At 66.7% G+C, this 22,950-nt stretch carries 18 protein-coding genes; 8 read left to right on the forward strand and 10 right to left on the reverse strand.

The genetic code is table 11. The features are described 5' to 3' along the window. On the reverse strand, nucleotides 1-915 hold a 915-nt coding region (locus Q1J95_RS05590; RefSeq protein WP_300266345.1), incomplete at its 3' end, for an LD-carboxypeptidase. Between the two features lie 95 nt (nucleotides 916-1,010). Between Q1J95_RS05590 and Q1J95_RS05595 the strand changes: the two genes are divergently transcribed. Next, on the forward strand, nucleotides 1,011-2,930 hold the full coding sequence (locus tag Q1J95_RS05595; protein WP_300266346.1) for an ABC transporter ATP-binding protein: 1,920 nt from the start codon (nucleotides 1,011-1,013) through the stop codon (nucleotides 2,928-2,930). A gap of 229 nt (nucleotides 2,931-3,159) precedes the next feature. Here Q1J95_RS05595 and Q1J95_RS05600 read toward each other — a convergent pair whose 3' ends face one another. Further along, nucleotides 3,160-5,028, reverse strand: a complete 1,869-nt coding sequence (locus Q1J95_RS05600) for a phosphoenolpyruvate carboxykinase (GTP) (RefSeq protein WP_300266347.1) — start codon at nucleotides 5,026-5,028, stop codon at nucleotides 3,160-3,162. 109 nt (nucleotides 5,029-5,137) lie between these two features. On the opposite strand from Q1J95_RS05600, the gene Q1J95_RS05605 reads away from it, so the two are divergent. Further along, complete coding sequence (locus Q1J95_RS05605) at nucleotides 5,138-6,577, forward strand: XRE family transcriptional regulator (RefSeq protein WP_300266348.1); 1,440 nt, start codon at nucleotides 5,138-5,140, stop codon at nucleotides 6,575-6,577. An 8-nt stretch (nucleotides 6,578-6,585) separates the two neighbouring features. Here Q1J95_RS05605 and Q1J95_RS05610 read toward each other — a convergent pair whose 3' ends face one another. Then, nucleotides 6,586-7,659, reverse strand: a complete 1,074-nt coding sequence (locus Q1J95_RS05610) for a winged helix DNA-binding domain-containing protein (protein ID WP_300266349.1) — start codon at nucleotides 7,657-7,659, stop codon at nucleotides 6,586-6,588. Nucleotides 7,660-7,712: 53 nt separating this feature from the next. Here Q1J95_RS05610 and Q1J95_RS05615 point away from each other — a divergent pair, with 53 nt between their 5' ends. Further along, complete coding sequence (locus tag Q1J95_RS05615) at nucleotides 7,713-8,363, forward strand: HAD-IA family hydrolase (RefSeq protein WP_300266351.1); 651 nt, start codon at nucleotides 7,713-7,715, stop codon at nucleotides 8,361-8,363. A gap of 7 nt (nucleotides 8,364-8,370) precedes the next feature. Here Q1J95_RS05615 and Q1J95_RS05620 read toward each other — a convergent pair whose 3' ends face one another. Then, entirely contained in the window at nucleotides 8,371-9,819 is a 1,449-nt protein-coding gene (locus Q1J95_RS05620) for a glyceraldehyde-3-phosphate dehydrogenase (protein WP_300266352.1), read from the reverse strand. A gap of 248 nt (nucleotides 9,820-10,067) precedes the next feature. On the opposite strand from Q1J95_RS05620, the gene Q1J95_RS05625 reads away from it, so the two are divergent. Continuing rightward, a complete protein-coding gene (locus Q1J95_RS05625; protein WP_300266353.1) occupies nucleotides 10,068-11,765 on the forward strand; it encodes a thiamine pyrophosphate-binding protein in 1,698 nt (565 codons plus the stop codon). 12 nt (nucleotides 11,766-11,777) lie between these two features. On the opposite strand, the gene Q1J95_RS05630 is transcribed toward Q1J95_RS05625, so the two are convergent. The 6 genes from Q1J95_RS05630 to Q1J95_RS05655 form a co-directional block, all read right to left on the reverse strand. Continuing rightward, nucleotides 11,778-12,392, reverse strand: a complete 615-nt coding sequence (locus tag Q1J95_RS05630) for a response regulator transcription factor (RefSeq protein WP_300266354.1) — start codon at nucleotides 12,390-12,392, stop codon at nucleotides 11,778-11,780. Beyond that, nucleotides 12,389-13,570 (reverse strand): sensor histidine kinase, encoded by a 1,182-nt coding sequence (locus Q1J95_RS05635; RefSeq protein ID WP_300266356.1) that lies wholly within the window; start codon nucleotides 13,568-13,570, stop codon nucleotides 12,389-12,391. The genes Q1J95_RS05630 and Q1J95_RS05635 overlap by 4 nt, the downstream gene beginning before the upstream one ends. Nucleotides 13,571-13,579: 9 nt before the next feature. Then, the gene (locus Q1J95_RS05640) at nucleotides 13,580-14,341 is read right to left on the reverse strand and encodes an ABC transporter permease (RefSeq protein WP_300266357.1); all 762 of its coding nucleotides are present in this window, start codon (nucleotides 14,339-14,341) and stop codon (nucleotides 13,580-13,582) included. Between the two features lie 2 nt (nucleotides 14,342-14,343). Beyond that, nucleotides 14,344-15,300: an ABC transporter ATP-binding protein gene (locus Q1J95_RS05645; RefSeq protein WP_300266359.1), complete on the reverse strand. Its 957-nt coding sequence runs from the start codon at nucleotides 15,298-15,300 to the stop codon at nucleotides 14,344-14,346. A 245-nt stretch (nucleotides 15,301-15,545) separates the two neighbouring features. Beyond that, the gene (locus tag Q1J95_RS05650) at nucleotides 15,546-17,396 is read right to left on the reverse strand and encodes an FAD-dependent monooxygenase (RefSeq protein ID WP_300266360.1); all 1,851 of its coding nucleotides are present in this window, start codon (nucleotides 17,394-17,396) and stop codon (nucleotides 15,546-15,548) included. Nucleotides 17,397-17,398: 2 nt separating this feature from the next. Continuing rightward, nucleotides 17,399-18,772, reverse strand: a complete 1,374-nt coding sequence (locus tag Q1J95_RS05655; RefSeq protein ID WP_300266362.1) for an MFS transporter — start codon at nucleotides 18,770-18,772, stop codon at nucleotides 17,399-17,401. A gap of 146 nt (nucleotides 18,773-18,918) precedes the next feature. On the opposite strand from Q1J95_RS05655, the gene Q1J95_RS05660 reads away from it, so the two are divergent. From Q1J95_RS05660 to Q1J95_RS05675, 4 genes are all read left to right on the forward strand, one after another. Next, nucleotides 18,919-20,379: a fumarylacetoacetate hydrolase family protein gene (locus tag Q1J95_RS05660; protein WP_300266363.1), complete on the forward strand. Its 1,461-nt coding sequence runs from the start codon at nucleotides 18,919-18,921 to the stop codon at nucleotides 20,377-20,379. Further along, a complete protein-coding gene (locus Q1J95_RS05665; protein ID WP_300266364.1) occupies nucleotides 20,376-21,059 on the forward strand; it encodes a GntR family transcriptional regulator in 684 nt (227 codons plus the stop codon). Before Q1J95_RS05660 ends, Q1J95_RS05665 begins: the two co-directional genes overlap by 4 nt. 12 nt (nucleotides 21,060-21,071) lie before the next feature. Further along, complete coding sequence (gene hpaE / locus Q1J95_RS05670) at nucleotides 21,072-22,580, forward strand: 5-carboxymethyl-2-hydroxymuconate semialdehyde dehydrogenase (RefSeq protein ID WP_300266365.1); 1,509 nt, start codon at nucleotides 21,072-21,074, stop codon at nucleotides 22,578-22,580. Between the two features lies 1 nt (nucleotide 22,581). Continuing rightward, on the forward strand, nucleotides 22,582-22,950 hold a 369-nt coding region (locus Q1J95_RS05675), incomplete at its 3' end, for a VOC family protein (protein WP_300266366.1).

A 22,950-nucleotide genomic window follows, 5' to 3' on the forward strand; every position in this document is an offset into this window, starting at 1 on the left:
CGGGTTGTATCGGGTGATCTGCTCGATCACGGCATCGCGCTGAGCGGCGCGCAGCGCGTCGGCCTCGCTTTCTGAGGGTCGGAACTCGAAATCCGTCACGGCCGGTCGCGCCACGATGACACCGGCGACAGCCGCGAGGATGCCTCTCTCACCGAGCCCGCGCATCCAGCGCGCCACCCATGACGCTGACGGACGCTCTTCGCTGGTCTCTATCAGGAGGATCGCACCTTCGAGCTGTGCGGCACTCGGCAGTCGGTCGGCGAGCGCGAGCTGGTCGATCACTTCGAGGCATCCGCCCCACGTGCGCCCCCCAACACGCGCAACTGTTCCCGCCCATGTCCACGGCTGCGTCGGCACACGATCGCCGTACTCGGTGAGCGAGCGCGGATCTGTCCAGCGCTTGCCGACGTCCTCCGACTCTTCCGGGTCCGTGATCTCCACCGTGCCTCCGGCGAGGAGTGCTGCGCGGAGCGAGCGCAGATGCACGTCGTCGATGGCCGGGCCGGGGCCGAGATGCACGGCGGTCGATCCGCCGTAGAACCCTGCGATGCCGAGCCCCCACAGCCAGTTCAGGATGTTGGTGTTGTCGCTGTAGCCGATGAACGGCTTCGGGTCGGCCTGAGCAAGCGCTGCATCGAGATGCGGCACGACGGTGATCTGATCGTCGCCGCCGATCGTGGCGAGAATCGCCCGGATGTTCGGGTCAGCGAACGCCGCATTGACATCCGCCGCCCGCGCCTCGGGCGATGCGTCGAGCTGACGGGTGGTCGAGTACTCGACGGGGATGAGGCCGGTGAGCTCGGTGAGTCGACGCAGGGCCTGTTCGTGAAGCGCCGGGGCGACGGCAGGCGCGGCGAAGGCGGGCGAGAGGACGGCGACGCGGTCGCCGGGCGCGAGCTTGGGCAGTGCAGGCATCCGTTCATTCTCACAGTGTTCGGACCGATGACGAAACAAGCCCCGCACAGGAAGTACGGTCGTAAGTAGCTCCCTTCACCAGATCGAGGTTCTGCATGTCTCGCACGGCGACACCCCGCCGACGCGGACGCGGTGCGCCGCAGGATGGTCCGCGCGCCACGTTCCGCCAGCTTCTCCCCTTCCTCTTCGAGCACAAGCGCACGCTGATCGTCGTCGCCGTGCTCAGCGTCATCGGCGCCGCCACCTCTCTCATTCAGCCGTTGCTGGTGGGGCAGGTCATCAGCGCGGTCGAGGCAGGTGGCACCCTCGGGATCCTGGTGTGGCTGCTCGTCGGCTTCGTCATCGTGTCGTCGGTGATCTCGGGCTACCAGCACTATCTGCTCCAGCGCACCGGCACCGCCGTGGTGTACTCCAGTCGCCGCCAGCTCATCGCACGGATTCTGCATCTGCCGATCCGTGAGTTCGATTCCCGGCGCACCGGCGACCTTGTCTCGCGGGTGGGCACCGATACGACACTGCTCTACGCTGTGCTCACGCAAGGACTGGCGGATGCCGTCGGCAGTGCCGTGCTCTTCGTCGGCGCGCTGATCGCGATGCTCATCATCGATCCGATCCTCCTGCTGCTGATCGTCGTGGTCGTCGGCGCTTCGATCGTCGTCGTCGTGCTGCTGAGCGGTCGGATTCGCACGGCATCCAGCGCACAGCAGGTCAAGGTCGGCGAACTGGCCTCGGCCGTGGAGCGGGCCGTCGGCTCGATCCGCACCGTACGCGCCTCGGGCGCGACCGAACGGGAGACGACGTCGGTCTCCGGGCTCGCCCACGAAGCGTACGGGCTGGGCGTGCGCATCGCGAAGGTCTCGGCGCTCGTCGTGCCGGTGTCGGGCATCGCACTGCAGCTGTCGCTGCTTGCCGTGCTCGGCGTCGGCGGATTCCGCGTGGCCGCAGGCGCGATCGAGATCGCATCGCTGGTCACGTTCGTGCTGTTCCTGTTCATGCTGATCATGCCCCTGGCGACGACGTTCGGAGCGATCACCTCGGTGAACCAGGCGCTCGGCGCGCTCGGCCGCATTCAGGAAGTGCTCGACCTCCCGACAGAAGACCACGAAGATGCCGCGATCGCCGACGCCATCTCGCGAGGGCACGACGCTTCGACAGGCTCAGCGAACAGAACCGGTGGCTCAGAAAACGCACTCGCGTTCCGGGACGTGCGCTTCCGCTATCCCGATGCTGTGATCGCAGCACGAGAAGCCGCCGAGACAGAGGCCCGAGGCGTGCTCGTCGACGCGCACCTCGAGAGCAAGGCTGAGCCGGTCGAACAGGCGGATGCCGAGGGCCGCGATGTGTTGCGCGGTGTCTCATTCGACGTGCCGCGGGGCTCACGCGTTGCACTCGTGGGCCCCAGCGGCGCGGGCAAGAGCACCGTCCTCGCGCTGATCGAACGTTTCTATGACCCGACTGGCGGGTCGATCCGCCTCGACGGCCACGACATCCGCACGTATCCTCGCGCCGAACTGCGCGCACGCTTCGGCTACGTCGAACAGGATGCCCCGACCTTGGCCGGTACGCTCGCGGACAACCTGCGCCTCGCCAGCCCCGAGGCATCCGACGCCGACTGTGAGCGGGTGCTGCGCGCCGTCAACCTCGGTGACGTGCTCGAGCGAGGTCCGCTCGGACTCAACACCCCCGTCGGCGAAGACGGCGTCATGCTCTCGGGCGGCGAGCGCCAGCGCCTTGCGATCGCACGCGCTCTGCTCACCGAGGCGCCGATTCTGCTGCTCGATGAATCGACATCGTCGCTCGACGGCGTCAATGAGCAGCGGATGCGGGAGGCCATCGACGCGGTCTCGGCTGATCGCACCCTCGTCGTGATCGCCCACCGCCTGTCGACGGTCGTCGACAGCGACCGTATCATCGTGCTCGAAGGCGGCCGCGTGGTCGGGCAGGGGACGCATACCGAGCTCGTCGAATCAACGCCCCTGTATCGTGACCTCGCGCGGTATCAGCTGCTCGCGTAGACCCGGAGCAGCAGCCGGGGCGTGATCACTCCGTCTGAGGCACCACTGCCCGGGGGTCAGATAACGGACATTGTCCCGATCTGCTGGCCGAATCCCCCGAAGCGGCCGCAGATCGGGACAAGCCCAGCGGATCGGGCGGCTTACCGCCCGGGTATGTCGCGACGGCAGACGGACCGGGACCACTCAGCCATGGGTATGTCCCTGCCAGCCCGCCGTCGCGGGTCTTTTATCACGAAGGCACCTGCGTCAGGCGGTAGCGCAATGAAGCCAGCTCGGAGCGAAGCGCGGCCGGCAGCTTGTCGCCGAAGGTGTCGAAGAACTCCTCGGTCGCATCGGCCTCAGCAAACCAGGCGGCCGCATCGACGGAGAACAGCTCGTCGAGGTCTTCCTGCGGCACGTCGATGCCGTCGAGGTTGAGGTCCCGGGCGTCGGGCAGACGCCCGATCGGGCTGTCGACCGCGGAAACTTCGCCGCTGATACGGCGAATGATCCAATCGATCACGCGCGAGTTGTCTCCGAAGCCAGGCCACAGGAATCGGCCGTCAGAACCGCGGCGGAACCAGTTCACCTGGAAGATGCGCGGTGCCCGGTCGAACCGCAGCGACCGGCCGACCTTGAGCCAGTGTGCGAAGTAGTCGCCCATGTTGTATCCGCAGAACGGCAGCATGGCGAAGGGGTCGCGGCGGAGTTCACCGACGGGTCCCTCGGCGGCGGCAGTGCGCTCAGACGAGATGGTCGATCCGAGGAAGACGCCGTGCGTCCAGTCGGTCGCCTCGACGACGAGCGGGACGTTGGATGCGCGACGACCGCCGAACAGGATGACATCGAGCGGAACGGCCTCTTCCCAGTCATCTGAGATCTGCGGGCACTGCGCTGCCGCGACTGTGAATCGCGAGTTCGGGTGAGCTGCCGGACGGCCGGACTCGGGCGTCCAGGGGTTGCCCTCCCAGTCGATGAGGTCGGCTGGCGGTGTCTCGGTCAGGCCCTCCCACCACACGTCGCCGTCGGGGCGCAGGGCGACGTTGGTGAAGATCGTGTTGCCCCACAGCGTCTCGACCGCGGTGACGTTGGTCGACTCCCCGGTGCCCGGAGCGACGCCGAAGAAACCGGCCTCCGGGTTGATGGCCCACATACGGCCGTCTTCTCCCGGACGCAGCCACGCGATGTCGTCGCCGAGCGTCTCGACCTTCCAGCCGGGGATGGTCGGGCGCAGCATGGCGAGGTTCGTCTTGCCGCAGGCCGAGGGGAAGGCTGCCGCGACGTGGTACGCGGTGCCCTGGGGATCGATGACGCGAATGAGCAGCATGTGCTCGGCGAGCCAGCCCTCGTCACGGGCGATCACCGAGGCGATGCGCAGCGCGAAGCACTTCTTGGCGAGGATGGCGTTTCCTCCGTAGCCCGAGCCGTAGGAGTAGACCTCGAGCGTGTCGGGGAAGTGCACGATGTACTTGTCGTCGTTGCACGGCCATGCGACGTCCTGCTCACCCGGCGCGAGAGGGACCCCGACGGAGTGCACGGTCTTGACCCACGGCGCACCGTCGGCGATCTGGCGCGTGACCGCGTCGCCGACGCGCGTCATGATACCGATGGATGCCACGGCGTAGGCGCTGTCGGTGATCTGCACGCCGATGTGCGAGAGCGGTCCGCCGACGGCCCCCATGGAGAAGGGGACGACGTACATCGTGCGACCGCGCATGGATCCCTCGAAGATCTCGGTCATCTTCGTGTGCATCTCGGACGGGTCTGCCCAGTTGTTCGTGGGGCCGGCGTCTTCTTCACGCGCCGAGGCGATGAAGGTGCGTGCCTCGGTGCGGGCGACGTCGCTCGGGTGCGAGCGCGCCAGGTACGAGCCGGGGCGCCATTCGGGGTTGAGTTTGATGAGCTTGCCCTCGTCGACCAATCCACGCAGCAGCATGTCATTCTCTGCGGCCGAACCGTCGACCCAGTGCACAGCGGCTGGCTGGGTGAGGGCGCTGATCTCATCGACCCACGCGCGCAGCTCTGTCATGGCCGGGGTGTCATAGGTCGGAGCCTCGCCGCGTGTGCGAGCCGGAGTGACGGCGGAGACTCGGGGTGTGAATGTATCTGCCATAGCCATGTCTGCTCCCTCGAAGAGTTGCGGTCTGCTTCCATTCTGAAGAACATCAATCGAGTGTTTCGGCCAATTTTGGCTATAAGAAATGCATTTCTTTCGTTATACTCAAGTAATGAGCGACTCTGGAATCCACCTCACGACTCTGGGCCACCGCATCCGCCATCACCGTGTGAGACAGGGATTCACACTCGATGAGCTCGGAGGCCTCGTCGGCGTCGCCGGATCGCAGCTCAGCCTGATCGAGAACGGCAAACGCGAGCCCAAACTGTCGCTGCTGCAGGCGATCGCCCAGGCCACCCGCACCGAGGTCGCTGATCTCATCTCGACTGAACCGCCCAATCGTCGGGCGGCGCTCGAGATCGAACTCGAGCGCTCCCAAGCGAGTCCGGTGTTTCGGCAACTGGGCATCACTCCCGTTCGGGTCTCCAAGGGCATGTCCGATGAGACGATCGAGTCGATCCTCGGCCTGCATCGCGAATTGCAGCGCCGCGAACGTGAGGCGATCGCCACCCCAGAAGAGGCTCGGCGCGCGAACACCGAGCTGCGCCTGCGCATGCGCGCGCAGAACAACTACATCGGCGACATCGAGAAGCTCGCCGAGAAGCAGCTGAAGGCAGCGGGGCACGTCAGCGGGGCGCTCACCCACCGCACCGTGATCATCATGGCCGAGCAGCTGGGCTTCGAGCTCATCTACGCCAACGATCTGCCGCATTCGACCCGGTCGATCACGGATCTGGAGAACAGCAGAATCTATCTGCCACCAGCGTCCATTCCCGGCGGTCACGGCCTGCGCTCGATGGCACTGCAGGCCATGGCACACCGTCTGCTCGGCCACACTCCCCCCACCGACTACGCCGATTTTCTGCAGCAGAGACTGGAGATCAACTACTACGCGGCGTGCTGCCTCATGCCCGAGACGGCGAGCGTCGCCTTTCTGCAGCAGGCGAAGAAAGACCGTAACCTCGCCGTGGAAGACTTCCGCGACGCGTTCGGCGTCACCCACGAGGCCGCGGGGATGCGGATGACGAATCTGATGACCGAGCACCTGGGAATGCTGTTGCACTTCCTGCGTGTCGACGACACCGGCGCGATCACCCGCGTCTACGAGAACGACAATCTGCTGCTGCCGATGGACGTCACGGGAGCCGTCGAAGGCCAGCCGGTCTGCCGCAAGTTCCAGGCTCGCTCAGCGTTCACGCAGCAGAACCGCACGACCGAGCGCCATCAGTACACCGACACCCCCTCGGGCACGTTCTGGTGCGCGACCCAGACCGGCACCTCCCGCGACGGCGAGTACTCGATCACCGTCGGGGTGCCCTTCGACGATGCCCGCTGGTGGCGCGGTCGCGACACGGCGGAACGCGCGGTGTCGACGTGCCCGGACGAGGCGTGCTGTCGCCGACCCGCCCCGGAACTGGCGGACCGCTGGAGCAGCAAAGCCTGGCCGAGCGCCCGCGTGCACACGCACATGTTCTCCCCGCTGCCGCGCGGCTCGTTCCCCGGAGTCGACGAGAACGAGGTCTACACCTTTCTCGCTCGGCACGACGGCTAGCGTCACGCTCACCCGGTGATGAATGCTGCGTAGCGATCCAACGCGGCGCCAACCTCGGCATCCCCGGAGTCATCGGCACGAAACAACTCTGACACCGGCGCCTGGGTACGTCGACCTTGGGCGTTCGAATGGCGCCACACCCCGATCACCACACCGTCACGAAGGATGATCGCGCGAACCATGCCGTTCTTTCCCGGCCCGACGGCGCCAAGATGCTGGGCCGGACAGACGATCGTGCGATCGTCGTACGAGATGTAGTACTCCTCGAAGGGACCGAGCGCGATAACGCGCGGCGCATCCGCTCGACGACGTGGGCGCACGCGCGCCTGAAAAAGCTCGTCATCGACGCGATCGACACGAGAATCATCGACGGATGCCTCGGCCGCCCCACGCGCCGCACCCAGGGTGAGCCCCGCCCACCAGGCGAAGTCTCGGGGCGACGCCGGGCCGTGTCCGGTGACGTAACGGACGAAAAGCTCGGTCGTGGGATTGGCGGGCGCAGCGGATGCCGTGATGTGCTCATCTGTCAACACGAACTGCTGGTCGCGCGATGCACCGTCGGGACGTGCAACCACCGGCCCCTGGCAGATGATGCCGCGCAGGGCGAGATTCTGAATCGCATGCAGGCCCCGTTGCGCGCGTGTCTCGATGCCAGCCGTCTCCAGCACCGCGAACAGCTCGGCGCGCGTCAGCCGATTGCTCCCCCGCAGTGCGCCGACGACCGCCCGCTCGACCGTAGCGAGTACATCAGCGTTCAGACCGAGCTCACGATAGCGCGGTGTGGCCGCGTGCAACTGCCGCTCCCCCGTCGCCCTCAAGATCCACGCCACATCCTCGGCCGGGACGATGTGCAAAGTTCCGCGCTGGGTCCACGACCGCACGAGCGCGCCGCGGTTGAACAGCCTGTCGACACCGCGCAGTGTCGGGCTGCCCGTCGTGCGTGCGGCGAGCGCCCACCGGCCGGCCCAGAACTCCTGCGCCTGCACTGCCAGCAGGTGTCGCGCAGCGTCGGCTACCGAGCGTGCCGGAGCGGTGAGCCGGTGCGATCGCAACCGTGCATCGCGCAGGCTTTGAGCATCCATAACCCCATTGTGGTGTGGGGTTCCGACAATGCCGGGCGAGATAGCCTGGAAGCATGACGACGACTCTCCACGCGCACGCCGTTCTTCTCGACATGGACGGCACCCTGGTCGACTCCACCGCGGTGGTCGAACGCCTGTGGTTAGAGTGGGCCGAGCCGCACGGGCTCGACCGCGACACCGTGCTGGATGTCGTCCACGGCCGGCAGGGACATCAGAGCATGTCGATTCTGCTTCCTGAGCGCGATCACGCGGTGAACCTCGTGGAGAACGCCGAGATGCTCGCGCGCGAAAGCGTCGAGGTCGACGGGGTCGTCGAGGTCCCCGGTGCGGCCGAACTGCTTCGCTCACTCCAGAGCGTTCCGCACGCCATCGTCACCTCCGCGAACGTCGCGTTGATGACCGCGCGAATGACGGCAGCCGGTCTGCGCATCCCCGAACTGCACATCACGGCCGAACGTGTATCGCGCAGCAAGCCCGACCCGGAAGGCTTCGTGCTCGCGGCATCCGCTCTCGGATTCGACGCAGCCGACTGCGTCGTCTTCGAAGACTCCGAGGCGGGGATTCAGGCCGGCCTCGCCGCTGGTATGACGGTGATCGGCGTGGGACCGCTCGCGCCGGCGCACGGTCCCACGCACCACGTCGATGACCTCACCCGCATCGCCCTGGCCCCGACGGACGATGGCGTGGAGATTCAGATCAGCTGAGGGTCGCTCAGCTGGCCAGCGTCACCTCACGACGCTCCGGGAGCACGACCGGGTGCGATCCGGCCATGACCTCCAGCACTCGGATGACCTGACGGGAGTACCCGTACTCGTTGTCGTACCAGACGTACATGACCACGTCGCCCTCGGTGGCGACGGTCGCCAGCCCGTCGACGATCCCCGCCCGGTGCGAGCCGACGAAGTCACTGGAGACCACCTCGGGAGATTCGATGTAATCGATCTGCTGACGCAGCCGCGAATGCAACGACACCCGACGAAGGTAGTCGTTGAGCTCATCCTTCGTGGCCGGGCGTTCGAGCGTGAGATGAAGCACCGCGAGCGAGACGTCCGGGGTCGGCACGCGGATCGCCGACCCGGTGAGCTTTCCGGCGAGCTCGGGCAGCGCACGGGCGACGGCCTTGGCTGCTCCGGTCTCGGTGATCACCATGTTCAACGCCGCGGAGCGACCGCGACGGTCGCCCTTGTGGAAGTTGTCGATGAGGTTCTGGTCGTTGGTGAACGAATGGACCGTCTCGACATGACCACGCACGATCCCGTACGCCTCATCGACGGCCTTCAGCACGGGGGTGATCGCGTTGGTCGTGCATGAGGCGGCCGAGACGATGCGGTCCTCCGGGAGGACGTCAGCGTCGTTGATGCCGTGGACGATGTTCTTCAGCTCGCCCTTGCCCGGGGCAGTCAGGAGAACGCGGGCGACACCGGTGGAGCGCAGATGCTGCGAGAGCCCTTCGGCATCGCGCCAGCGCCCCGTGTTATCGACGACGATCGCGTCATGGATGCCGTACGCGGTGTAGTCGATCGACGCGGGGTCATCCGAGTAGATCACCTGAATGCGCGTGCCGTTCGCGACGATCTGCTCGGCGGCCTCATCGACACTGACGGTGCCGGCAAAGCGTCCGTGCACGGAGTCTCGCAGCAGCAGCGACGCCCGCTTGACGAGGTCGTTCTCGGCGCCACGGCGCACGACGATGGCACGCAGGCGCAGACCGCTTCCGCCGCCCGTGTGGTCGATGAGAATTCGCGCGAGCAGTCGCCCGATGCGCCCGAAGCCGTACAGCACGACATCAGTGGGATCGGCAGGCTCGGCCCCCACGGCTGGAGCAAGAACCTCACGCAGGTACTCATCCAGCGGCCTTCCGCTGGCGGCATGATCGCTCACCAGTCGTGCGACGTCGAGGGACGACGCTCCCGGGCCGACCTCGCGCAGCGCCTCGAGCATGGTGAGCGTGTCTTCGACGTCGAGCTGCTCGTGCCCCAGTTGCGCGACACGCTCATGCACATCGAGGAGCCCCGTTGCGGCGAGCCCGAGCAGTCGGTGCCCATGAAGCGACGTCACCACCTCGTGGTCACGCTTCAGACCCCCGATGAGCGGGATCATCCGCTCGGCCAGTTCTTCTTTTGCCGTCCAGTCGTCGCGGTGCGCGGCGAAATCGTTCATCTGCATCCTTGCATGTGGTCAGGCACGTTCGGGGGCACCGTGCGTCTGGGCGAACAGAAGCGTTCGCTCATGACAAGGATATTCGAGTTCGCGAGAGCCTCGTTCACCCGGGGCCGGCCAGGTAGACTCGTCCTGTCCGACCTGCAGCAGTCGGTGTCCGAAAAAGGGGCACGAAGCTCGCGGTGATGAAGCCCGAGGCGAGACACATACGGAATCACTCGTATCCGTCCGTGTCGAAAGGCCCGCAGATGTCCTCTGTCTCCGCGCACGTCGCCCGCACTCTCGCTCAGCACATCGACGCCGTCTTCGGCGTGATGGGCAACGGCAATGCCTACTTCCTCGATGCGCTCGAGACGCAGACACCGGCGGTGTTCACCGCCGTGCGGCACGAGCAGGGTGCGGTCGTCGCGGCCGACGCCCACTTTCGCGCCTCCGGTCGCATCGCCGCCGGAACCGCGACATACGGCGCCGGATTCACGAACACGCTCACGGCCCTCGCCGAATCGGTGCAGGCGCGCATTCCCCTCGTGCTCGTCGTCGGCGACGAGCCGACCTCGGGTCCACGACCGTGGGATGTCGATCAGATCGCACTCGCGTCGGCCGTCGGCGCGCGCACCTATACGGTCGGACGAGCGGATGCCGCGGCGACCACGATCATCGCCATCGAACACGCGCTCACCTACCGTGTGCCGGTCGTGCTCGCGATTCCCTATGACGTCGCCGCATCGGACGCCGGCGATGTTCCTGCGGCGCCGACGCCACGTGAACCCTCAGCTCTTGCACCGAGCGGGGCGTTCACCGAACGGATGCTGGATGAGATCGCCGCGGCGCTGCGTCACGCCGAGCGGCCGTTTCTGCTTGCCGGCCGTGGAGCCTGGCTGGCCGGCGCCGGGGCGGCTCTGGGTGCTCTGGCTGATGCCACAGGGGCGCTGACGGCATCCACGGCCCTCGGCCGCGGCGTCTTCCCCGCGGCCGAATACGACCTCGGCGTCACCGGCGGCTTCGGCGCCGAGGGTGCTATGGATCTCGTCCGCGAAGCCGACATCGCCGTCGTCTTCGGTGCGTCGCTGAACCAGTTCACGATGCGGTTCGGCGAACTGTTCGCCGCGGGGACGCGCGTGTTCCAGATCGACGTCGCCCCTGCCGCGACCCACGCGCACGTGGGCGGATTCGTGCGTGGAGATGCCCGGCTCGCGGCCGAGGCGCTGGTGAAGCGCCTACAGCGAACTCCGCTCCCTGTGCCGACTCCGACAGGCTCAGGGGACGCTCGCGCAGCCCAGGGCGCTCGTCCGTGGCGGGAGGGCGTCGATGTCGCCTCGGCTCGTGCGTATGACGTCGGCGACGGCCTGGCTGCTGACGGGCGCCTGGACCCCCGATCGGCTGCGCGCCGGATCGCGGAGATGCTTCCGGAAGACCGCGTCGTCGTCTCGGACGGCGGTCACTTCATCGGCTGGGCGAACATGTACTGGCCCGTGGCATCCCCCGACCGGATGATGATGGTCGGCACGGCGTTCCAGGCGATCGGCCAGGGTTGGCCGAGCATGGTCGGCGCAGCACGCGCCCGGGAAGACTCGACGATCGTCCTCACGTCCGGCGACGGAGGCGGGCTCATGGCGATCGCTGACCTCGAATCCGCCGTGCGCTCAGCACGCGGCCGAGGCTGCGCGATCATCTGGAACGATGCCGCCTACGGCGCCGAGGTCCACCTGTACGGACTCAAGGGTCTCGCCGAGCAGCCCATGCTCATCCCCCAGGTCGACTTCGCCGCCTTCGCCGCCGCGGTCGGCGCCGAAGGACGTGTGATCCGCACGCTCGACGATCTTGACCGCCTCCAGCAGTGGGCCGCGGCCCCGGCCACCGAGCGCCCGTTCCTTCTGCTCGACCTGCGCATCTCCCCGTCGGTCATCGCCCCGTACCAGCAAGAGATCATCCGCGTGAACTCGTAGGACAGGACGCCGCTAGATCCACCCCTTGTCCTGGGCGATGCGCACGGCCTGCGCGCGATTCGATGCGGCGCACTTGCCGATCGCCGAGGAGAGGTTGTTGCGCACGGTGCCGGCCGAGAGAAACACCTCGGCGGCGATCGATGCCGCGCTGCGTCCGTCGGCGGCCAGTCTCAGCACCTGCTGCTCGCGCTCGCTGAGCGGATTGGCCCCGTCGAACAGGCTCGCCTCGGCCAGTTTCGGGTCGACGACCCGCAGCCCCTGATGCACGCGCCGCACCGCATCGGCGAGCTGTTCGGCCGGAGCATCCTTCACGACGAACCCACTCGCCCCGGCATCCAGCGCACTGCGCAGATATCCCGGCCGCGCGAAGGTCGTGACGATGAGCACCCGTGTGCCGGGAGCCGCCTCCAGCACGGCCGTGGTCGCCTCGATGCCGTCCATGCCGGGCATCTGAATATCCATCAGGCACACATCCGGGCGATGCTCGGCCACCGCGCTGACGGCCTCGGCGCCGTCGCCCGCGGTGGCGACCACCGTCAGATCATCCTCCAACTCCAGCAGAGCCAACAGCGCTCCCCGAAGCATCGCCTGATCGTCGACGATCACGAGGCGGATCGGGTCGCTCACCACGCCACCTCCACGTGCGTTCCGCCGTCCGCGGGGCCCACGGCCGACAGCACCCCGCCGCCGGTCGAGGCACGCTCGCGCATTCCACGAATGCCACTGCCCTCGTCGCCCGTTCGCCTGCTCATCCCGACACCGTCGTCGATCACCGCGAACCGGCCCGGAGCTATCCGCACCGTCACGGCACTCGCGTGGGCGTGGCGGAGCACGTTCGTGACCGCCTCGCGCAGAATCCAGCTTGCCGTCAACGCCTGCGCCGGCGAGAGCGCATCCAGCGTTCCTTCCACCCGAAACTCGACATCAGCCGCCGACAGAGCTGATCGACACGACTCAAGCTGATCGGCGAGTTCGGCACTGCGCACACCGGCCACGGTGGCACGAACGCCCGCTATCGCCTCGGCGGTGAGGTCCTCGATGTCGACGAGCTCGGCTTTGGCGCGCTCCGGGTCGGCATCCATGAGGCGTCTGGCCAGCTGCGCCTTCATCCGCACCACGGTCAGCGAATGGCCGATCAGATCGTGCACGTCGCGGGCGACGGCCTCGCGTCCCTCGCTCGTCGCCAGCTCCAGACTGAGGCGATCGGCATGCTCCGAATGAATGATGAGCGTGGTCGAGACCGTGTTGACCACCGCGAGCATCACCACGATCACGAGAACCGAGACGTATGTGATCCAGCCGGGCAACAGCAGCACGGTGCTTGCGGTGACCGCGATCCCGGCGGCCATCGTGATCCAGTGCGCCGGCCGCGTCAGCCCGTATGAGGCGAACGACATGATGAACGGGATGAAGCTCAGCGCATTCCCGCCGACCGACGGGATCGTCAGCGCGCCGAGCACGATGAGCCCGGCGAACGCGCACCATTGGATCGGCTTCGGCGGGGTCGTCAGTCCCCCGCCGTCGCGACTCATGCCGTTGACGAAGCCGGCGACGTAGACGACGATGAACGCGACGAGCGCCACCCACCCGGTGATGATCCAACCCTGCGCAGCCTGCGACCGCGTCAGAGCCATGATCGGATACACCAGGAATACGAGCCAGATCACGGCCATGAGCCAGCCGTATCGCTCCCACACCGAGCGGCTTCCGCGGTCGGTGGCCCTCCGGTTGCCGACGCCCGCGGGCGGCGGCACCGAGGCGGTGGTGCGCACCCCGTCGGCCTCGCGCGCTGACTCCGAGCTCATAACCTGACCCTATCGGCGAGAGCGCGAGCGCCTGATACCGGCCACCACGAGCACGGTGAACAGCGCGAGCCACACGAGAACGTTCAGCACGAGCGCCCACAGCGGGTCAGACTGCCCGGTCGTCAGCACGCCGTCGGTCAGCGGCCACCGGCTGAGCCCGACGAATCCGTACAGCGGGGAGAAGCGGGCGATGTCGAGCATCACGCCATCCAACGGCATGAACACGTTTCCGAAGAACGCGAAGAACGTCATCGATATGGAAGCCAGCGCGGCGGCCGAGTCGGGGTTGAAGAACAGCCCGACACCGAGCCCGTACAGACCGTAGATCAGGCCCAGACCGAGAATGATGCCGGCGGCTGCGAACCACCGCCAGGCGTCGGTGGTCTCGGCGCCGGTCAGCAGCCCAGCGGCGAAGACGGCCAGCACCGCAAGTGCGGCGAAAGCGACGGCGGTGGCAAGCTTCGTCAGCGCGTACCCTGCCGTGCCCAGCGGCGTCATCGCCAGTTGCCTGCCCCACCCCTGCTTCGACTCCGAGGCTGCGAGCGACGTGATCGAGCTCATCGCGACAGCGCCGCCATAGGCGGCCATCGAAACCATCACGTAGAACGCGACGTTTCCATAGCCCATCGACATCGAGCCGTACGACATGCTCGCGCCGAACAGCAGGTACATCGCCACCGGCATGCCGAGAGTGAACGCGAGGGTGTACGGGTTGCGGATCTGCCGCAGCGATTCCATGCGCAGCATCGTGGGCGAGAGAGAAGTAGCCATGATCAGTCCTCCGTCAGAGCGGTGAAGGCGGTTTCGAGGGTCGGTGCTGCGATCTCGAGATCGCGCGCCCCGGCGTCGAGCAGAGCGGATGCCGTGGCATCCGAGTCCGCCGAACGCAGGCTTACGCGGTCACCGTCGACGACGACATCGGTGACGCCGTCGGTGTCGTTCAGCTGCTGCACGAGCGCTTCGCCGCCCGTTGCCGGCAGGTTTGCCGCAAGGGTGCGGCCGCCGAGATTGGCGCGCAGCTGAGCAGTCGGGGCATCCGCAACGATCTGGCCGCGGTGCATCACGACCGTGCGGCGAGCGAACTGCTCAGCCTCTTCGAGGTAGTGGGTGGCGAAGATGATCGTGCGTCCCGCATCCGCATCAGAGCGCATCACGTTCCAGAAGTGTCGGCGCGCCGTGACGTCCATGCCGGCGGTGGGCTCGTCGAGCACGAGGATGTCGGGGTCAGCGACGAGCGCCAGGGCGAACTTCACGCGCTGCTGCTCGCCGCCTGAGCACTTCGCGATGCGGCGGCGGGCGATGGTGGTGAGATCGGAACGGGCGAGCACCTCTGGCACACGTGAGAGCGCCTCGCGGCCGTGCAGGGATGCGATCACCTCGACCGTCTCGCGCACACTGAGATCCGACAGCAGTCCGCCCGTCTGCAGCACGCCCGCGATCACGCCCGCCTTGGCGGCTCTGGCGGGGCGCTGTCCGTAAACGCTGACGGTGCCGTTGCTCGGCTCGGTCAGTCCCAGCAGCATGTCGAGCGTGGTGGTCTTGCCAGCACCGTTGGGGCCGAGAAGGGCGACCACCTCGCCGCGACGGATGCTGAGGTCCAGTCCGTTCACGGCCTTCACTGTGCGCTCACCGAGGCCGAAGTGCTTGTGCAGCCCCTCGATGGCGACAGCCTGATCGGATGCCGAGACCGGTGGCTTTGTCGACGTGACGGAGTTCGCTTGTGTGCTCATGCCTTCAGTCTGGCGTCCGGCATGGGGCTGATTCCGGAGGGCAGTGTCACGGAGGTGACATGACACGTGTCACGTCGAGCCCTCCGTTCGGGTTTCGCCGTAACCCCGCCCCGTGCCGAATCTCCACCGCATCGAACCCCGCCCCGTGCCGAATCTCAGACGGGTTGGCGTTTCCGCGGCGTGTCGAACGTCGACACGCCGCCGATAGAGCCGTGCGTCTGAAGTTCGGCGCGCCGCGAACGCACTCAAGCCGGAAGGAAGACTCCCTGGAAGAACGCGTCGAGTTCCGAAGCATCCAGCGGCAGCACTGCCGCAACGTACTGGTCGGGGCGGACGACGACGACGACCCCGTCCCGCGACAGCTCACGTTCGTCGAAGATATCGGTGTCGCACCAAGCGTTCGGTGCCGCGGTGTACACCTTCTCCCAGTCGATGAGCCCGAGCGGCCCCGATTGAGGCCGGAACAGCTCAGGCGCAGAGATCACGTCGAGCTCGCCGAAGCCCTCCTGGTAGATGATCTTCGCGTCGATGACGGCATCCGGATCAGCATCCGCTGGCGTCACGCGCGCGAACAGCGATGCCGCCGCCGATGCCCACTCGTTCACGCGCGAGCCGCCGGCATCGGCGAACGCGTACACACGCCAGCGTCCGTCGGCCTTCGCATGGTGGCCGAGGTGGACGACGTTGCCGTCGCAGACGCGCACGACTTCTGATGACTTGAATCGCTTGCCGATCGGGAACCCGGCGGCGAGCTGCTGATGTTCCGCGTCACCGGTGATCATGGAAGACATGTACTGCGTCATGAATCCCGAGGGGAACTCCGCCGTACCGAGGTAGTAGTTCGCCAGTTCCTGCGGATCGGAGATCTCCTCGGGCTTGCGCGCCATGAGCGACGACCACTCACGGTCGAAGTCGATGAGCTGCTGCGCAACCGGCTGCCGCTCGGCCGTGTAGGTGGCAAGCAGACTCTCCGGGGATCGCCCCGTCAGCACCGATCCGAGCTTCCAGCCGATGTTGAATCCGTCTTGCATCGACACGTTCATGCCCTGGCCTGCCTTGGCGCTGTGCGTGTGGCAGGCGTCGCCGGTGAGGAACACGCGCGGTGCGCGGTCGGATGCTCCGGAGACGTCGTCGAACCCGTCCGTCACGCGGTGTCCGACCTCGTACACACTGTGCCAGGCGACCTCTCTCACATCGAGCGTGTAGGGGCGCAGGATCTCGTTGGCCCTCTCGATGACCTTCTCGATCGGCGTCTGCCGCACGCGGTGATTGTCATCGGCGGCGACCTCGCCGAGATCGACATACACGCGGCTCAGATATCCGCCCTCGCGTGGGATGTGCAGGATGTTCCCGGCCTTCGCGTTGATGGCGCACTTGGTGCGCCAGTCGGGGAAGTCGGTGTTGACGAGGATGTCCATGACGCCCCAGGCATGAGCCGAGAACGCACCGACGTGCTTGCGGCCGATCGCCTCGCGCACGCCGCTGCGTGCGCCGTCGCAGCCCACGACATACTTCGCGCGGATCGTCCGCTCGCCTGCAGCTGCCTGAACTCGCACCTCGACGGGGTACTCCCCCTCGTCCGTGACGGTGAGCCCGAGGAATTCGACACCGTAGTCGGGAACGATGCGGCCCGGCCCGAAGGCTGCCGCCTCGGCGAAGTAGTCGAGCACGCGCGCCTGGTTGACGATCAGGTGCGGGAACTCGCTGATCTTGAAGCCGTAGTCCTCCGTACGCGTGGTGCGGATGATGTTGTCGGGGTTGGCGGGATCGGGGTTCCAGAAGTTCATCCAGCCGATGTTGTAGGCCTCGGAGGTGATGCGCTCGGCGAATCCGAACGCCTGGAACGTCTCGACGCTGCGCGGTTGGATCCCGTCGGCCTGGCCGAGTTCGAGACGCCCGTCGCGCTTCTCGATGATGCGCGTCGTGACACTCGGGAACTGCGACATCTGCGCGGCCAACAGCATGCCGGCGGGGCCGGAGCCCACGATGAGCACATCTGTCTCGTCTGGCAGGTCGGTCGGTCGGTCGATGCCCGTTCCCTGCGCCGCGACGATGCGCGGCTCCTGTGAGACGTAGCCGTGGTGGTGGAACTGCATTCTCAGACCCTCGCCATTGCGTAGATCGGGCTGACGGACTGCTCTTGTTCGTGATCCGGGCCGAGCGGAATGCCACTGCGGTCACGCAACAGCAGGGTCGCGATGAGGCCGATCACGGTCATGCCCGCAAGGTACCAGGTGACCGCCTCGGTAGAGCCGGTGGTCTCGACGATGGACGCCGCGATCGTGGGGGCGAACGCACCGCCGACGATCGCGCCGATCGCGTAGGAGATGGAAACCCCGGAGAACCGGATGGATGCCGGGAACAGCTCGGTGTACAGCGCCGCCTGCGGGCCGTAAGTGAAGCCGAGGCCGATCGTGAGGATCGCGAGCCCGGCGAACAGCGACCAGATGTTCGCGGCGTTGACCAGCGGGAAGAGCAGTGCGACACCGCCCAATTGGAGGACCCAGCCGATGATGTAGGTGGTGCGACGGCCGAGCTTGTCGGACACCCAGCCGGCGAGCAGGGTGGTGATCAGCCAGGTCACGGCAGACCCGGCGACGGCCCACAGCACCGGTCCGCGATCGAGCCCGATAGGACCATCGGGGTCGGTGGCGTAGCCCTGGATGTATCCGCCGGTGGTCATGTATCCCACAGCGTTGTTGCCGGCGAAGACGAGGGCCGCGATGATCACGAGCAGCAGGTGCTTGCGAAACAGCTGCACGATCGGCATCTTCGCCTTCTCCTTGCGCTCGGCCAGTTCGGCGAACACCGGGCTCTCCTCGACGTTGCGGCGTACGTAGTAGCCGACGAGGATCAACACGACGCTGAGCAGGAACGGGATGCGCCAGCCCCAGGCGAGGAACTGGTCACCGGGGGCGACGAGGGTCATGATCGCCATGACGCCGGATGCCAGCAGCAACCCGAGCGGGACGCCGATCTGCGGAGAGGCACCGAAGAGCCCGCGCTTCTTCTTGGGGGCGTGCTCGACAGCCATCAGCACCGCGCCACCCCACTCGCCGCCGGCCGAGACGCCCTGCAGGATGCGCAGCAGCACGAGAAGCACCGGCGCCCAGACGCCGATGACCTCGGCGGTCGGCAGCACACCGATGAGCGCGGTCGCCGCGCCCATGAGGATCAAGGTCCACATCAGCACTCGTTTGCGGCCGAGCTTGTCGCCGAAGTGCCCGGCGAGGAAGGCGCCGAGCGGTCGGAACAGGAAGCTGATGCCGACTGTCGCGAACCCGAGGATGACGGAGTTCGCGTCGAGCGCGGAGAAGAAGAGCTGGCCGAAGACGAGTCCGACGGCCGTGGCGTAGATGAAGAAGTCGTACCACTCGACGGTGGTTCCGACCACGGTTGCGAAGACCACGCGGCGGCGGTCAGCGGGACTGGCGATGGTGCCGGTCGGCGTGAAGCCCGGCTGCTCGGTCATGGATGCTCCTTCGGACGTCGTTGTCGGGGTGACGTGCTGCGCGTGAAGCAATGCTTGCCACCTGTTGACAGGATGATATACGATTTCAAATACATCGCACAAGCACGTCAGCGAGACGATGGACATGACGCAAGGAGGCGCACACCGTGACGGACCAGATCCCCCGCCCGGGAAAGATCATCGCGATCCACCTCAGCTATGCCTCGCGCGCCGCACAGCGCGGCCGCACACCAGCGAACCCCTCGTACTTCTTCAAGGTCGCCAGCTCCGTCGCAGCATCCGGCGGCACCATCGAGCGCCCCGCCGGCACCGAGCTGCTCGCCTTCGAGGGCGAGATCGCGCTCGTCATCGGCGAGCCGGCCCGTCGCGTGAGCCTCGACGACGCCTGGTCGCACGTCGCATCCGTCACCGCCGCCAACGACCTCGGCCTGTACGACCTGCGTGCGAACGACAAAGGCTCCAACGTGCGCTCGAAGGGCGGCGACGGTTACACACCTCTCGGCCCGAACCTCATCGACGCGCGCGCCGTCGACCCGCGCGACATCCGCGTGCGTACCTGGGTGAACGGCGAGATCCGGCAGGACGACAACTCGTCCGGACTGATCTTTCCCCTCGCGCAGTTCGTCGCAGACCTCTCGCAGCACTTCACCCTCGAAACCGGCGATGTGATCCTCACCGGTACCCCGGCCGGGTCGAGCGTCATCGTCCCGGGCGACGTCGTCGAGGTCGAAGTGGATGCCCCGAACGCGCCGGGCGCGCCGACATCGGGGCGCCTGGTCACCACCGTCACGCAGGGCGACGTGCCCTTCGATGCGACGCTCGGGTCGCTCCCGGCGGTCGATGACGTGCAGCGAACGGACGCCTGGGGCCTGGCGGCCCCTGAGCCGGTCGCTGCGGACCCTGCGGCCCCTGCGGCAGCACTCTCCGCCGAGCTGCGCGCGAAACTTGAGAAGGCACCCACCGCCGGACTGTCGGCGCAGCTGCGCAAGCGCGGGCACCACCACTGCTTCATCGATGGTGTGACGGCCAACCTGCCGGACACGAAGATCGTCGGCACAGCGCGCACACTGCGTTTCATCCCGACGCGGGAAGATCTGTTCGCCAGCCACGGCGGCGGCTACAACGCGCAAAAGCGCCTGTTCGATGCGGTCAGCGAAGGCGAGATCATCGTCATCGAGGCCCGCGGTGACGCTACCACGGGCACCCTCGGAGACATCCTCGCGCTGCGTGCGAAGACACGCCGCGCGGCCGGGGTCGTCACCGACGGCGGCGTCCGCGATTTCGCCGAGGTCGCACGCATCGGGCTGCCGGTCTTCTCGCAGGGTGCGCACCCGTCGGTGCTGGGCCGCAAGCACGTGCCGTGGGCCGTCGATGAGACGATCGCCTGCGGCGGGGCTGCGGTGCAGCCCGGCGACATCATCGTCGGTGACGGCGACGGCGTGGTCGTGATTCCGTCGTCGCTCGCAGAAGAGGTCGTCGACGCCGCGCTCGCGCAGGAAGATGAGGATGCCTGGATCGCCGAGCAGGTCGAGGCAGGGCATCCGGTCGATGGTCTGTTCCCGATGAACGCCCAGTGGCGTGCGAAGTACGAAGCGAGCCGCCGATGACCGATACGAAGAAGATCAGCAAGTCGCAGCAGGCGTACCTCTGGATCAAGGGGCGCATCGCCAGCCAGACGTTCACGCCGGGATATCGGCTGGTGCTGGGCAGCATCGCCGGTGAGCTCGACATGAGCGTCGTGCCGGTGCGCGAGGCGATCCGGCAGCTCGAAGCCGAAGGACTCGTGCAGTTCGAGCACAATGTCGGCGCGCGGGTGGCCATGGTCGACGACAGCCAATACCGGCACAGTATGGAGGCTCTCAGCATCCTGGAGGGAAGCGCGACAGCGCTCGCCGCGCCCCACCTGACCGCCGACGACATCCAGCGCGCGCGCGTGATCAACGAGCAGATGATCGAGACACTGGGGCATTTCAACCCCTCAGCTTTCACGCAGCTCAATCAGGAGTTCCACGCGGCGCTCATCGCGCCGTGCCCCAACCCGCGTCTGCACGAGCTCGTCACCGTCGAGATGCAGCGGTTGAATCGGCTGCGCGATTCGACGTTCAGCTTCGTTCCCGGCCGCGCGCAGGAATCCGTGCGCGAGCACGAGCAGATCATCGCGCTCATCGAGACGGGAGCCCCCGTGCTCGAGATCGAACGCGCCGCGCGGGAGCACCATGCTTCCACACTCGACGCCTACCTCACCAGAGAACACTCGGGCGATGCCGCCGGCACGCTCGTGCACTGACACGGAGGAATCATGACAGACAACCACACTCCCGCAGATCTGCCCGAGCGCATCCAGCACTACATCGACGGCGCGTTCGTCGACTCCCTCGACGGTGACACCTTCGATGTCCTTGAGCCCGTGTCGAACACGGTCTACCTGCAGGCCGCATCCGGCAAAGTCGCCGATATCGACCGTGCGGTCGCAGCCGCGAAGAAAGCTTTTGACGAAGGCCCGTGGCCACGGATGCTGCCGCGTGAGCGCTCGCGCATCCTGCACCGCATCGCCGACATCGTCGAGTCGCGTGACAAGCGTCTGGCCGAACTCGAATCATACGATTCGGGTCTGCCGATCACGCAGGCGCTCGGTCAAGCGCGCCGCGCGGCCGAGAACTTCCGCTTCTTCGCCGACCTGATCGTCGCGCAGGCCGATGACACCTACAAAGTACCCGGCCGCCAGGTGAACTACGTCAACCGCAAACCGATCGGCGTCGCCGGTCTCATCACGCCGTGGAACACCCCCTTCATGCTCGAGTCGTGGAAGCTCGGCCCCGCCCTTGCCACCGGCAACACCGTGGTGCTCAAGCCCGCCGAGTTCACGCCGCTGTCGGCGTCACTGTGGCCGGAGATCTTCGAAGAGGCAGGGCTCCCGGCGGGTGTCTTCAACCTCGTCAACGGATTCGGCGAAGAGGGTTTCGCGGGCGACTCGCTCGTGAAGCATCCGGACGTCCCGCTCATCTCGTTCACCGGTGAGAGCCGCACCGGGCAGATCATCTTCGCTAACGCAGCTCCCTTCCTCAAGGGCCTGTCGATGGAGCTCGGCGGCAAGTCCCCCGCCGTCGTCTTCGCCGATGCCGACCTCGATGCCGCCGTCGACGCGACGATCTTCGGGGTCTTCTCGCTCAACGGCGAGCGCTGCACAGCGGGCTCACGCATCCTCGTCGAACGCAGCATCTACGACGAGTTCGTCGAGAGATACGCCGCGCAGGCTGGGCGCGTGAAGGTCGGGTATCCGCACGACCCCGCTACCGAGGTCGGCGCGCTAGTGCATCCCGAGCATTACGAGAAGGTGATGAGCTACGTCGAGATCGGAAAGACCGAGGGCCGTCTGGTCGCCGGTGGCGGACAGCCCGAGGGGTTCGAGACCGGCAACTTCGTCGCTCCGACGGTCTTCGTCGATGTGCCGCCGACAGCACGCATCTTCCAGGAAGAGATCTTCGGCCCTGTCGTCGCCATCACACCGTTCGATAACGATGACGAGGCGCTCTCGCTGGCGAACAACACCAAGTACGGTCTGGCCGCCTACATCTGGACGAACGACCTCAAACGCGCGCACAACTTCGCACAGAACGTTGAAGCCGGCATGGTCTGGCTGAACTCGAACAACGTGCGTGACTTGCGCACCCCCTTCGGCGGAGTGAAAGCGTCGGGCCTCGGCCACGAGGGCGGCTACCGCTCGATCGACTTCTACACCGACCAACAGGCCGTGCACATCAACCTCGGAGAGGTGCACAACCCCGTCTTCGGAAAGCAAGGACGCTGAGATGACCAACCGCGAAGATATGACGCTGACCTCCTCCGGCTACTACGTGAGCCAGGAGGTGCCGATCACGTGCGACAACCCCACGCCGACCCCGCAGGCGCCTGCGCCAGACATTCTGCGCTGCGCCTATATGGAGCTCGTCGTCACCGACCTCGAGCTCTCGCGAAAGTTCTATGTCGATATCCTCGGGCTGTACGTCACCGAAGAGGATGACGACGTGATCTACCTGCGCTCGACCGAGGAGTTCATCCACCACAATCTCGTCCTACGCAAGGGCGAGATCGCCGCGGTCGCTGCCTTCAGCTACCGGGTGCGTACGCCGGAAGACCTCGACAGGGCCGTCGCATTCTTCACCGAACTCGGCTGCGAG

The organism is Microbacterium sp., from assembly GCF_029263575.1.
Classification (GTDB): domain Bacteria; phylum Actinomycetota; class Actinomycetes; order Actinomycetales; family Microbacteriaceae; genus Microbacterium.